Origin of the sequence: Aeromonas sp. s9, from assembly GCF_040907765.1 — a bacterium.
GTDB classification, from domain to species: domain Bacteria; phylum Pseudomonadota; class Gammaproteobacteria; order Enterobacterales; family Aeromonadaceae; genus Aeromonas; species Aeromonas caviae.
Genome location: NZ_JBFOCK010000092.1, coordinates 1 through 11809, shown reverse-complemented (window position 1 = coordinate 11809; position 11809 = coordinate 1). Strand labels below are relative to the sequence as shown.

Annotated in this window: 10 protein-coding genes; 4 read left to right on the top strand and 6 right to left on the bottom strand. The window is 63.8% G+C overall.

Translation table 11 applies throughout. From position 1 onward, the window contains the following. Positions 1-14: 14 nt before the first annotated feature. Positions 15-1343, bottom strand: coding sequence for an IS4 family transposase (locus tag AB5Y54_RS17930; protein ID WP_010676218.1), 1329 nt, complete (start codon positions 1341-1343; stop codon positions 15-17). Between the two features lie 116 nt (positions 1344-1459). Continuing rightward, positions 1460-3175 carry a glycoside hydrolase family 36 protein gene (locus AB5Y54_RS17925; protein ID WP_201972714.1) on the bottom strand — a complete coding sequence of 572 codons (1716 nt, stop codon included), beginning with the start codon at positions 3173-3175 and terminating at the stop codon, positions 1460-1462. A gap of 130 nt (positions 3176-3305) precedes the next feature. On the opposite strand from AB5Y54_RS17925, the gene AB5Y54_RS17920 reads away from it, so the two are divergent. The 3 genes from AB5Y54_RS17920 to cdd all read left to right on the top strand — a co-directional run bounded on the left by AB5Y54_RS17920 (position 3306) and on the right by cdd (position 5456). Continuing rightward, positions 3306-3665: a CidA/LrgA family protein gene (locus tag AB5Y54_RS17920; protein ID WP_010674461.1), complete on the top strand. Its 360-nt coding sequence runs from the start codon at positions 3306-3308 to the stop codon at positions 3663-3665. Continuing rightward, complete coding sequence (locus AB5Y54_RS17915) at positions 3662-4348, top strand: LrgB family protein (protein WP_041212945.1); 687 nt, start codon at positions 3662-3664, stop codon at positions 4346-4348. Before AB5Y54_RS17920 ends, AB5Y54_RS17915 begins: the two co-directional genes overlap by 4 nt. Before the next feature lie 226 nt (positions 4349-4574). Then, positions 4575-5456: a cytidine deaminase gene (cdd, locus tag AB5Y54_RS17910; protein ID WP_119197719.1), complete on the top strand. Its 882-nt coding sequence runs from the start codon at positions 4575-4577 to the stop codon at positions 5454-5456. A gap of 791 nt (positions 5457-6247) precedes the next feature. Here the strand turns inward: cdd and AB5Y54_RS17905 are convergent. From AB5Y54_RS17905 to AB5Y54_RS17895, 3 genes are all read right to left on the bottom strand, one after another. Further along, positions 6248-7912: an AMP-binding protein gene (locus tag AB5Y54_RS17905; protein ID WP_043155860.1), complete on the bottom strand. Its 1665-nt coding sequence runs from the start codon at positions 7910-7912 to the stop codon at positions 6248-6250. A gap of 99 nt (positions 7913-8011) precedes the next feature. Then, entirely contained in the window at positions 8012-8290 is a 279-nt protein-coding gene (locus AB5Y54_RS17900) for a YfcL family protein (RefSeq protein WP_010674457.1), read from the bottom strand. A 107-nt stretch (positions 8291-8397) separates the two neighbouring features. After that, entirely contained in the window at positions 8398-9513 is a 1116-nt protein-coding gene (locus tag AB5Y54_RS17895; protein WP_010674456.1) for an ATP-NAD kinase family protein, read from the bottom strand. Between the two features lie 117 nt (positions 9514-9630). Here AB5Y54_RS17895 and AB5Y54_RS17890 point away from each other — a divergent pair, with 117 nt between their 5' ends. Continuing rightward, the gene (locus AB5Y54_RS17890; protein ID WP_010674455.1) at positions 9631-10353 is read left to right on the top strand and encodes a TerC family protein; all 723 of its coding nucleotides are present in this window, start codon (positions 9631-9633) and stop codon (positions 10351-10353) included. A 62-nt stretch (positions 10354-10415) separates the two neighbouring features. Here AB5Y54_RS17890 and AB5Y54_RS17885 read toward each other — a convergent pair whose 3' ends face one another. Continuing rightward, positions 10416-11744, bottom strand: a complete 1329-nt coding sequence (locus tag AB5Y54_RS17885) for an IS4 family transposase (RefSeq protein WP_010676218.1) — start codon at positions 11742-11744, stop codon at positions 10416-10418. Positions 11745-11809 lie beyond the last annotated feature (65 nt).

Genomic DNA, 11809 nt, shown 5'->3' with positions numbered 1-11809 from the left:
GTAATGCCAGTCAGTTAAGCCTGACTGGCATTGTTTTTACTAGGTTTTCTCGTCGCATACTTCTGTGGTTTGGCTTTGATGCACCTTGGGTAACTTCGTTCTCGGCGGGCGGGTAACTTGAACTGCTCTGCCTGTTTGTCCAACTCAGCGACACGCCCTGGAACCATGCCCGGTGACACAAACGGCAGGCAACTGAGTTCATGCAGCAGATACACCGATGCCATGTGAAAGCTCAACTGGCTGGCCGTATAGCCCTTTAAGCTCGCCGCCATCCTAACCATCTGATATCTCAGTAGGTTATAGGCCAATACCAAGCCCCATAGCTCCTGCCTTACTCCATCGGGTTTCTTGCTGCGCAGCGTCAGCCGGTGCTGTTGCAGGCTATGTTTCATCTCCCGATAGCCCAGCTCGATTTCCCAGCGATTCTGGTATAGCTCCATCAACTCGCTGGCCGGGAAGCGCAGCGGGTCGGTGAGCGAGGTCAGCACCTGCCGCTCCTTGCCGTTTACCGTCCGGGTCAGCAGCCGGGCTTCGAACTGCTCCGGCAACTCGCTCCACTTCTTCTTGGCCTGCGGACTGGCTCTGAGGCGTACCAGCACATCCTGCCGCCCCAGCTTGCGGATGACCTCGTATTGAGCCCCCTTTTTCAGCGGAATAAGCCAGTGACGCGCTACGCCCTGGCGTTGCCAGGCATGGAGTAACCCCAGTGAGTAGAAGCCCTTATCGAACAGGGTCAGGCTATTATCGGGTGTTTTTTCAATCAGTTGCTCTGCCAACACCATCTCGTTTACCGCACAGGAGTCCATCACTGTCTGGGTCAGCAGATGACTGGTCAGCTCCATCTGACACAACATGCGGACCTGGGGATATTGCGTCTCCCCCTGGACGGTTTTCGACTTGGCAAAGGCGCCGGCATTGTCCGGAGTATCGGGCGTGCGCCAGACCACCCCGTCCACGGCCAGCAGCTGCAAGCCGGCCCAGGTGGGGTGCTGACACAGCTGATGCCAGAGTGTGGCGGTCTGCTGGAACACCTGTCGAACGGCTTGGTCAGCCAGTTTTTGGCGCGCCTGGATGAAGGCGCTGGGGACGACAAACGGCCGGTCGCCGGGTAACAGGATATCGAGCTGGTTGGCCAGCTGGGCCATAGGGACATGACGAAACAAGGACATCCCGATAATGGCCCATAGCACCCGCTCCATGGGCATGCGCCGTCGGCGCAAGGAGACGGAGCCCGTCTCGGCCAAGCAAGCCTGCACCAGTTCAGGTGACAGCAGGTCAGACAGGGACTCAAACTTTCCGGGAGGACAGGCGTGAATGAAGTCGAGAGCTTGGTCGATACGCATAAAAAAATCCGAAACCCAACAAGGAGTTTCGGATTCTTACACAGCCTGAGGATCGGTCAATGGATCCTTAACTGATCGGCATTATCCCTCGGGAGCCTTTTTGCAGTGCAACGCCATCAGGGGTAGCGGATCACCGCCCCCTGCCCCCCTTGCAGCACCAGGGTGCTACCCAGGGGCGTCTCGTCCCAGAAGTCCGTGCCCCCCGGCGCCAACGGGAACTCGCAGGGGTACTCCCCCCAGTTGAACAGGCAGAGCAGCTCGCCGCCCCCGGGCAGCGCCACCCGCCCGCGCTCGAATGCCATCCCCTCGAAGCGGGCCGCCGGGGTGCGCGCGGCGCACAGGGCGAGCAGTTTGCCAAGGCGCGCCCCTTGCGCCTCGTCCAGATCCTGCAATCTGTCCCCCGCCAGCACCATGCCACCGCTCGCCACCAGGGCGGCCAGGTGGAAGTCGTACTCGGCGCAGCTCCCATGCTGGCCCGGGATATCCCGCAGGCAGACGCAGTCGGGGTCCAGCACCCAGAGCCGCTCGTGCTGCCAGGCGCGGCAGAAGGCTTCTCGCGCTATCTGGCGAAAACGGGGGCCCTGGCGCTCCACGTCATCGCTCACCCGCATGCCGTGCACCAGGCCGAGGCTAGGCCACAGCGGCGCATTGCAGCCGAGCAGGAAGGCCCCCTCCCCGGCGCCGCGCAGGATGGCGGCCATGCCGCGCCGATAGGCCTCCACCCGGGTGGCGGCGGGGTCGTGGAAGCGCCCACCGTGGATGGCCCCCCAGAAGTTGGCATCGAGCTTGAAGTAGTGAATGCCCCACTGGGTACGCAGGGTGCGAAATACCTGCTCTAGGTGCGTCTGCACCTCGGGGTGGGTGCCATCCAGCACGTACCAGGGGGTGCAGCGCCAGCCCCCGTAGGTGACCCGCTCCGAGGGGAGCGGCAGGCCATCCTCCCCTTTCACGAACCAGTCAGGGTGATCCTGGAACACTTGCGAGCCGGGCTCGGCGATAAAGGGGGCGACCCAGAGCGCAGGCTCGCAACCGGCGGCGCGGATCTCCCCTGCCAGGGCCGCCACCCCCTCCTCGAACTTGGCGGAGGGGGTGAGCCAGTCCCCCATCCTGGCCTGATAGCCGTCATCTATCTGGACGTAGCGCAGAGCCGGGAAACGCTCGGCCCGCACCGCCAGGTTCTCGCGAATGTCCGCCGCGCTCACGTTCGCGTAGTAGTGATACCAGGAGCACCAGCCGCTCGGGCGCGTGGGCACCTCCCCCACCAGGGAGCCGTGCTCGGCGGCGATATGCTGCGCCAGCGTCGCGAGCAGGGCCTCCCTGTCCGGCCCCTCCAGGCAGATCAGCGCCTCGCTCTGCCAGTGTGCACCCGGCGCCAGAGTGCGCCCTTCGGTGTTCATCACGATCTCGAGGCGCCCGTCGGGATGGAGGCGAAACTCCCCGCCAAAGCGCTGGCAACTCGCAAAGGCCAGCAGCAGCCAGCCCCCCTCCTGCGCCACCAGCAGCAGGTTGTGCACCGTGTGGTAGCCATGGTCGGCGGTGATGCGATAGACAGACGCATCGGGGCAGCGGCCCAGGTGCTCGGGGGCATTCCAGCGTCCCCCGGTCTGGGCCAGCATCTGGAACCCCTCTCCGTAGATGGCCGCGTCGGGCGCAAGTCCGAGATCCCCCTCAAACAGCCGCCAGTGGTGGACGGCCTCGGACTGCTTCCCGGTGTTGTCGAGCCTCACCCGGCAAAGCGGCCCCTCCCACTGGCGGGTTTGCAGCAGGGTGTCAGGGAGGGCGGGATCGGCGGGCAGTTGGCGCAACCGGGCCAGGAGAGAGGGGGTCGACATGGGAACTCCTTCTTGTGAATGGGGATGAAGCCGGGGCCATTGTATCCCCTGCGGGCCAGTTGACCCTGTTCCCTCCCCCCCGTGCCTGTTAAACTGCGACCTTGCTCACACTTGCCAAGATGAGGCCCCCGTGCTGCTGCAACGCACCCTGCGCTACCTTCGTGATTTTCTGGTCATCATCGCCTGTCTGCTGGCAGGCAAGGCCGTGGCGGCCATCCTGCCCTTCGCCTTCCCCGGCAGCATCATCGGCATGCTGCTGCTGTTCGTGCTGCTCTCCTTGCAGATCGTCCGCTTCTCCTGGGTCGAGCTGGGGGGCGGCCTGCTGCTGCGCCACATGGGGGTGCTGTTCGTGCCGGTGGCGGTGGGCCTGGTGGCCTGGCTCGAGCCCCTGCGCCAATCCTTCGGTCTCATCATGCTCTGCGTCGTGCTCGGCATCGTGCTCATCCTGGGCGCGGTCGGCCACCTCTATCAAAGGATGAACAAGCCATGATCCTCTGGTTCGCCCTGCCCCTCACCCTGGCCCTCTATTTCATGACACGGGCCCTCTACCGCCGCCTGCCCTGGCCCGTCATCAATCCGGTGCTGATCCCCACCGCCGTCATCATCGGCCTGCTGCTCTGGCTCGATCTGCCTCTGGATCAGTACCAGCAGGGGGCCTCGCCCCTGACCGCCCTGCTGGAACCCGCCGTGGTGGCCCTGGCCCTGCCGCTTTACCAGCAGGCGCGCCAGATCCGCGACAAGCTCACACCCATCCTGGCCTGCACCCTCACCGCGGTGCTCATCTCGGTCTGTACCACCCTGGGGGTCGGCCACCTGATGGGGGCGGATCCGGCGCTGCTCGCCTCCATCGCCACCAAGTCCATCACCACGCCGCTCGCCATGAGCGTCAGCCAGTCCCTCGGCGGCATTCCCGCCATCGCCGCCGCCGTGGTGGTGGTGGTGGGGATCCTGGGGGCCCTGGCGGGCTACCCCCTGCTCAAGCTGATGCGGGTCACCGACCCCGAGGCCCAGGGGCTGGCCATGGGAGCCTGCGCCCACGCCATCGGCACCGCCGCCTCCGCCGAGCAGGGGGTGACCCAGGGCGCCTTCTCGTCGCTGGCCATGGTGGTGTGCGGTGTGCTGACCGCGGCCATCGCCCCCCTGCTGTTCGCCCTCTACCACTGGCTGACCTGATCCCCGTTGCCGTGGCCGCCCCTGCGGCCATGGCCTCTGTGCCCTTTCACCATATCCATCCGATACCCTCGCCTCCCTGATGCCGGGAGCTGGCGCACAGATTGCGAAAGACAAACGTTTCCTTTACCATCCCCGCCCCTTTGCCCATCAAGGCGTGAGCGCGCTCACACAATTCGCCGCGCTTGCTCCCTACAATGGCCCCCCAATTGGCCTTTGAGGACACAGTATGCATCCCCGCTTTGCCAAGCCATTCGAGACCCTTTCCTCCCCGCTCCAGGCCGCCCTGCTGCCCATGCTGGGGGACGATTTCAAGGCCCGTTTCACCCCGGACCAGGTCGCGACCCTGAAAGCCGCCACCGGGCTGGATGACAGGGCCCTGCGTCTGGCCTTGCTGCCGCTGGCGGCCGCCTGCTCGGTGGCCCCCATCTCCAGGTTCTTCGTCGGCGCCATCGCCTGCGGCCTGAGCGGCACCTGGTACTTTGGCGCCAACATGGAGTTCGCGGGCCAGGGGCTGTTCCACTCGGTCCATGCCGAGCAGTCCGCCATCTCCAACGCCTGGCTGGGTGGCGAGACCGGGATCTCCGAGATCACCGTGAACTACACCCCCTGCGGCCACTGCCGCCAGTTCATGAACGAGCTGAGCACCGCCAAGACCCTGAAAGTCTCCCTGCCGGACGATCTCAGCGAGCTGCAATCCTTCCTGCCCCACTCCTTCGGTCCCGCCGATCTCGAGATCACCGATGCCCTGATGAGCCCCCAGGCTCACGACGAGCTGGTGCTCGAGAGCGACGACCCCCTGTGGCAGGCTGCGCTCGCCGCCGCCCGCCAGAGCTATGCCCCCTACAGCCAGGGCTATGCCGCGGTGGCGCTGCAGTTCGAGGACGGGCGCATCTTCTGCGGCCGCTATGCCGAGAACGCCGCCTTCAACCCGAGCCTGCCGCCGATGCAGATGGCCTGCGCCCACGCTGTGCTGGGTGGCGAGGATCTCGCCACCGTGCGCCGCGCCGTGCTGCTGGAGAGCAAGGATGGCCAGATCAGCCAGCGGGATTCGGCCCAGTCCACCCTAAAGGCCCTGGGTTCAGTCGAGCTTGAGTACAAAGCCGTCTGACCCCGGCATCCGCCAACGGGAAGGGGAGCTGCGGCTCCCCTTCTTGCTCTCTGCGGCTCTCATCCTGCCCCTCACCCTCTTTCTCTGCGCCTCTGGCGCCGTGCATCAGATGCCCCCCTGCCCCATGTGAGGGCGGTCTCTCTCCGATGACCTAATTGGCAGACCCCCTCTGCGGTGTCGGGAAGCCCAGATTAAGGGGCCAATGCCTCCCCCCCGCCCCTTGCAGCCCCCGTGTGTGACCCCAAGATGCATTCGCCCAGCCACTGGGATCCCGCCTCTCCATGGATTTTGCAAATACCTTCCCTGCCTATTCCCTCGATGCAGAGAGGTATGGCGGCGGCGGGAAACGTCGGGGAAGGGGCCAATGCCCCGCCCTCGCCCCTTGCGGCCCCCGTGTGTGACCCCAAGATGCATTCGCCCAGCCACTGGGATCCCGCCTCTCCATGGATTTTGCAAATACCTTTCCCTGTCTGTTCCCTCGATGAAGGGCGGCATGGTGGCAGCGGGAAGCGTCGGTGAAGGGGTCAATGCCCTGCCCTCGCCCCTTGTGGCCCCGTGTGAGACCCCAAGATGCATTTTCCCAGCCACTGGGATCACCCCTCTCCATGGATTTTGCAAATACCTTTCCCTGCCTGTTCCCTCGACGCGGGGCGGTATGGCGGCGGGAAACCTCGGGTAAGGGGTCAATGCCCCAGCCCCCTGTCGGGTTGCTTCCCCCTGAAATACAGCGGGGGAGCCACTGGCTCCCCCGACTGTCATTGATGTAGCCGATATGGCGGCGCCGGCCCCTGTCAGGACTCCCACAGGATGCGCTGGCTGCCGGACCAGCGCTCGCCGATGTCCGCGTATTTTTGTTCCAGCAGGTGGCGGCGGATCTTCATGGTGGGGGTCAGCACCCCGTTCTCGATGTTCCAGGGGCTCTTGACCACCAGGATGCCCCGCAGGCGAGCATGGGATTCCAGCTTGTCGTTGACCCGGTTGAGGGCAGCCTCCAGCTGGGCTTCCACCCCGGCTTTGTCCCCCTTCATGGCGCTCTCGGCGAGCTGCACCAGGGCAACCGGCTGCGGCATGCCGTAGCCGATGACGCAGAGCTGCTCGATGATGGGCTCCTGCCCGAGCATCCCCTCGATGGGCACCGGGGCCACGTACTTGCCCTTGGCAGTCTTGAAGACGTCCTTCATGCGGCCGGTGATGGTGAGGTAACCCTCCCGGTCCAGCTTGCCCATGTCACCGGTGTGCAGCCAGCCCTCGGCGTCGATGGCCTCTGCACTGTGCTCGGGATCCTTGTAGTAGCCCACCATCATGCCGTCGCAGCGACAGAGGATCTCCCCCTCGTCGGAGATCTTGATGGTCACCCCGGGCCCGGCCTTGCCGACGGTGCCTATCTTGTCCGCCCGGAACGGGTAGTTGAGGGTGGAGTAGGCGTGGTTCTCGGTCATGCCCCAGGCCTCGGTGATATGGATGCCGATGCTGTGATACCACTCCAGCAGCGCCGGGGCCACCGGCGCAGAGCCGCAGCCCAGCACCCGCGCTTGATCCAGCCCCAGCCCCTTTTGCAGCTTGCTCTTGATGAGGCTGGAGACGAGAGGGATCTTGAGCAGCAGCGCCAGCTTTTTCTGGGGCAGCTTCTCGTGGATCTTGATGCGGAACATGGCCCAGAGCCGCGGTACCGAGATGAAGACGGTGGGACGGCAGCGCTTGACGTCCTCGATGAAGGTGTCGAGGGATTCGGGGAAGGCGATGGTGGCACCGCTGAACAGGCTGCCGCCGTAGATGTAGACCCGCTCGGTGATGTGGGCAAGGGGCAGGTAGGAGAAGCCGCGATCCTCGGCGGTGAGGGAGACCGCCTCCACCAGCTTCTCGCAGGACCAGGCGTAGCGCTCCACGCTCAGCATGGCCCCCTTGGGCTTGCCGGTACTGCCGGAGGTGTAGACCAGGCTCAGCAGGGCATCCGGCGCCTGCACCGGGCTGTCCGGGATGGGGTCGTATTGCGCCAGCAGATCGTCCCACTGGTGGGCGGCCGGCATGGTGTCGTAAGGCAGGGCGATACGCAGCAGATCCCCGGGCACCCCCGCCTCCTGGCTCTTCCAGTCGTCCAGCTTGCCGACGAAGATCGCTCTGGTTTCGCTGTGGCGCAGCACGTATTCGATGGTGTCGACGTTGGCGGTGGGGTAGATGGGCACGCTCACGTATCCCCCCATCTGCATCGCCAGATCGGCGATGAACCACTGGGCGCAGTTCTTGGAGAGCAGGGCCACCTTGTCACCGGGCACCAGGCCCAGGGCGCGCAGTGCCGTCACCATGCGCCGCGCCTCGTCGGCAACCTCACCCCAGGTGAAGTCGACGTATTCGCGGTGGATGGTCTGACGCAGATAGATTCGGTCGGGACACTGCCGCTCCCAGTGATAGAGCATCTCGAGCGGCAGTCTGGTGGCAATGCGTGAGGTGGAGGCCATGGTTTAATCCCTGAAACAAAAGGCGAGCCTCATTATTAACCTTTTGATAACACTCAGGGAAGCAGATTACTTAAACTTGTGTTTGAACTGCGAATGGGATCAAGCTTCCGCCTGGGCCTGCAGACGCTTCCACATCTCCTGCACCAGCACCTCGTCCTGCTCGGAGAGCTCACCCTGCAAGATGGCCTCGTTCAGGCTGCGCAGCACATAGCTCTTGACGTCCCGCACCAGGGTCTTGCCCTCCAGCTCGGCGCGCGCCACCGCAAGGGAGATGTGCCCCCGCAGATAGCCGCCCGCAAACAGCTCGTCTTCGCTGGCCGTGGCGACCATGGCGTCGATCAGTCCCAACAACTTGTGTTCAAAATCGTGAATCGTCATTTAACGCAGCCTCATTTCCGGGGTTGCCGGCAAAAAATTCGGGGAGTGGAACCGCGATCCGGTTGATCGCGGCTCTCTGGCGCCAGGCCAGCCGCATCCTTGATGTCCTATTCCGGGTTGGCCACCGGGTAGATGACCTGATCCTTGTATCCCGTGGTTATGCGCAGATAACCACTCAACGACCGGTTCAGTGCCGGATCGTCGGTGTCCACCAGCAGCGGACGGCCTTCTAGCGCCGCCAGCTTGGCTTTGGTGGCGAGCACCTGGATATGCTCGCGCCCGACGGCCCGGATCACGTCTGGACTCAATTGCTGATTTCCGCGCCCGAACAGATGTCCCTGACCGCCGATCAGGGTAATGATCAGACGGCAGCGACGGCCGCGGATCCGGGTCAGGATCTCGGCGGCGCTGAGATCCTGCCCGATAAGTTGGCCATTTTCCACCAGATCCACACCGAGCAAGGTATTTTCCAGACCCAGCTCACCCATGCAGGCGGCCACCGTGCTCCCCGACCCCATCAGGTAGAGGGTATCGGGCTCCATCTGCTCCACCACACCGGCGGCAAGATCGGCGAGCACCAGCTCCTCGGACTCCCGCCCCCCCTGCTTGACCGCCTGCACGTAGCGCAGATCCCCGGGCACCAGCAGCTGCCCGTAGTGGCGGGCGCGCACCTTGCCGGCGCGAAACGCCTCCTCGTCGATGTCCATCACCTCCGCATCCACCAGGCTCAGAAGCTCCCCTGCGATCATTCTGGCCGCCACCCGGCCGCTTGCCGCCGGCGTCACCCCGTAGACCCCGGAGTGGATTTTGCACCCCGCCGGGATGCCGAGCACATGGCAGGACTCCCCCACCGCCGCGCAGATGTCACGGGCGGTGCCATCGCCACCGGCGAAGAGCAGCAGATCCACCCCGGCATCGCGCAGGGCCAGGGCGGCGGCCCGGGTATCCTCGGCGCTCGTCTGCGCCCCGGCAGGCCGATGGACGATGCGATGGGGCAGCCCGAGCTCTGCGGCAAGCGTCTCCCCCATCTCACCGGCCACCGTCAGCAGCTCGAATGACGTGGTCAGCTCGCACAGGGGCAACAGGGCCTGGCGGGCCCGCTCCCGGGCCTTGGGGACGGCCCCGCGCGCCAGCGCCTCGGCGACCATACCGTCACTGCCCTTGAGACCGACGGCCCCGCCGATGCCGGCGACGGGGTTGATGATGAGCCCTAATCGAAACATGTTTCCCTCCTGTTGGATCGCCGCCATTTTTATCTTTTCCCGCCACTGGGACAAGCCATGACCCCCTGCTAAAATGCGCGGCTTCTACCTCAATCACTGTTCAACCAAGGTTCAATCATGCTGGAATGGATTGCTGACCCCTCCGCCTGGGTCGCGCTCGCCACCCTGACCCTGCTCGAGATCGTGCTCGGCATCGACAACATCATTTTCATCTCCATCCTGGTGGGTCGCCTGCCGGAAGCCCAGCGCCAGAAAGCGCGCATCCTGGGGCTGGGGCTCGCCATGGGCACCCGCATCCTGCTGCTGCTCTCCCTGGCCTGGGTGATGCGCCTCACCGAGCCCCTCTTCACCGTGCTGGGGGAAGCCATCTCGGGACGGGATCTCATCCTGCTGGTGGGGGGTCTGTTCCTCATCGCCAAGAGCACCCACGAGATCCACCAGAGCCTGGAAGGGGCCGCCGAAGAGGCGGGTGTGGTGAGCAAGACCGCGGGCTTCCTGTCCACCCTGGTGCAGATCGCCATCCTCGACATCATCTTCAGCCTGGACTCCGTCATCACCGCCGTGGGCATGGCGGATCATGTCCCTGTCATGGTGCTGGCCATCATCATCGCCGTCGGCGTCATGATGTTTGCCGCCAAGGCCATCGGCGACTTCGTCGATACCCACCCCACCATCAAGATGCTGGCCCTCTCCTTCCTTATCCTGGTCGGGGTGGCGCTGATGGCCGAAGGGCTGGATCTGCACATTCCCAAGGGTTACATCTACTTCGCCATGGCCTTCTCGCTGGTGGTGGAGATGATCAACATCCGCCTGCGCGGCCACCAGGAGCGGGCCAAGTAAACCGCGACCTGCCGAGAGATGGCCAAACAAAAAGCGCGACCCAGGGTCGTAATGCCAGTCAGTTAAGCCTGACTGGCATTGTTTTTACTAGGTTTTCTCGTCGCATACTTCTGTGGTTTGGCTTTGATGCACCTTGGGTAACTTCGTTCTCGGCGGGCGGGTAACTTGAACTGCTCTGCCTGTTTGTCCAACTCAGCGACACGCCCTGGAACCATGCCCGGTGACACAAACGGCAGGCAACTGAGTTCATGCAGCAGATACACCGATGCCATGTGAAAGCTCAACTGGCTGGCCGTATAGCCCTTTAAGCTCGCCGCCATCCTAACCATCTGATATCTCAGTAGGTTATAGGCCAATACCAAGCCCCATAGCTCCTGCCTTACTCCATCGGGTTTCTTGCTGCGCAGCGTCAGCCGGTGCTGTTGCAGGCTATGTTTCATCTCCCGATAGCCCAGCTCGATTTCCCAGCGATTCTGGTATAGCTCCATCAACTCGCTGGCCGGGAAGCGCAGCGGGTCGGTGAGCGAGGTCAGCACCTGCCGCTCCTTGCCGTTTACCGTCCGGGTCAGCAGCCGGGCTTCGAACTGCTCCGGCAACTCGCTCCACTTCTTCTTGGCCTGCGGACTGGCTCTGAGGCGTACCAGCACATCCTGCCGCCCCAGCTTGCGGATGACCTCGTATTGAGCCCCCTTTTTCAGCGGAATAAGCCAGTGACGCGCTACGCCCTGGCGTTGCCAGGCATGGAGTAACCCCAGTGAGTAGAAGCCCTTATCGAACAGGGTCAGGCTATTATCGGGTGTTTTTTCAATCAGTTGCTCTGCCAACACCATCTCGTTTACCGCACAGGAGTCCATCACTGTCTGGGTCAGCAGATGACTGGTCAGCTCCATCTGACACAACATGCGGACCTGGGGATATTGCGTCTCCCCCTGGACGGTTTTCGACTTGGCAAAGGCGCCGGCATTGTCCGGAGTATCGGGCGTGCGCCAGACCACCCCGTCCACGGCCAGCAGCTGCAAGCCGGCCCAGGTGGGGTGCTGACACAGCTGATGCCAGAGTGTGGCGGTCTGCTGGAACACCTGTCGAACGGCTTGGTCAGCCAGTTTTTGGCGCGCCTGGATGAAGGCGCTGGGGACGACAAACGGCCGGTCGCCGGGTAACAGGATATCGAGCTGGTTGGCCAGCTGGGCCATAGGGACATGACGAAACAAGGACATCCCGATAATGGCCCATAGCACCCGCTCCATGGGCATGCGCCGTCGGCGCAAGGAGACGGAGCCCGTCTCGGCCAAGCAAGCCTGCACCAGTTCAGGTGACAGCAGGTCAGACAGGGACTCAAACTTTCCGGGAGGACAGGCGTGAATGAAGTCGAGAGCTTGGTCGATACGCATAAAAAAATCCGAAACCCAACAAGGAGTTTCGGATTCTTACACAGCCTGAGGATCGGTCAATGGAT

What these genes read in the sequence shown, in the direction of transcription:
- AB5Y54_RS17930 (WP_010676218.1), bottom strand. Translation starts at nt 1,343, where the DNA reads ATGCGTATCGACCAAGCTCTCGACTTCATTCACGCCTGTCCTCCCGGA.
- AB5Y54_RS17925 (WP_201972714.1), bottom strand. Translation starts at nt 3,175, where the DNA reads ATGTCGACCCCCTCTCTCCTGGCCCGGTTGCGCCAACTGCCCGCCGAT.
- AB5Y54_RS17915 (WP_041212945.1), top strand. Translation starts at nt 3,662, where the DNA reads ATGATCCTCTGGTTCGCCCTGCCCCTCACCCTGGCCCTCTATTTCATG.
- cdd (WP_119197719.1), top strand. Translation starts at nt 4,575, where the DNA reads ATGCATCCCCGCTTTGCCAAGCCATTCGAGACCCTTTCCTCCCCGCTC.
- AB5Y54_RS17905 (WP_043155860.1), bottom strand. Translation starts at nt 7,912, where the DNA reads ATGGCCTCCACCTCACGCATTGCCACCAGACTGCCGCTCGAGATGCTC.
- AB5Y54_RS17900 (WP_010674457.1), bottom strand. Translation starts at nt 8,290, where the DNA reads ATGACGATTCACGATTTTGAACACAAGTTGTTGGGACTGATCGACGCC.
- AB5Y54_RS17895 (WP_010674456.1), bottom strand. Translation starts at nt 9,513, where the DNA reads ATGTTTCGATTAGGGCTCATCATCAACCCCGTCGCCGGCATCGGCGGG.
- AB5Y54_RS17890 (WP_010674455.1), top strand. Translation starts at nt 9,631, where the DNA reads ATGCTGGAATGGATTGCTGACCCCTCCGCCTGGGTCGCGCTCGCCACC.
- AB5Y54_RS17885 (WP_010676218.1), bottom strand. Translation starts at nt 11,744, where the DNA reads ATGCGTATCGACCAAGCTCTCGACTTCATTCACGCCTGTCCTCCCGGA.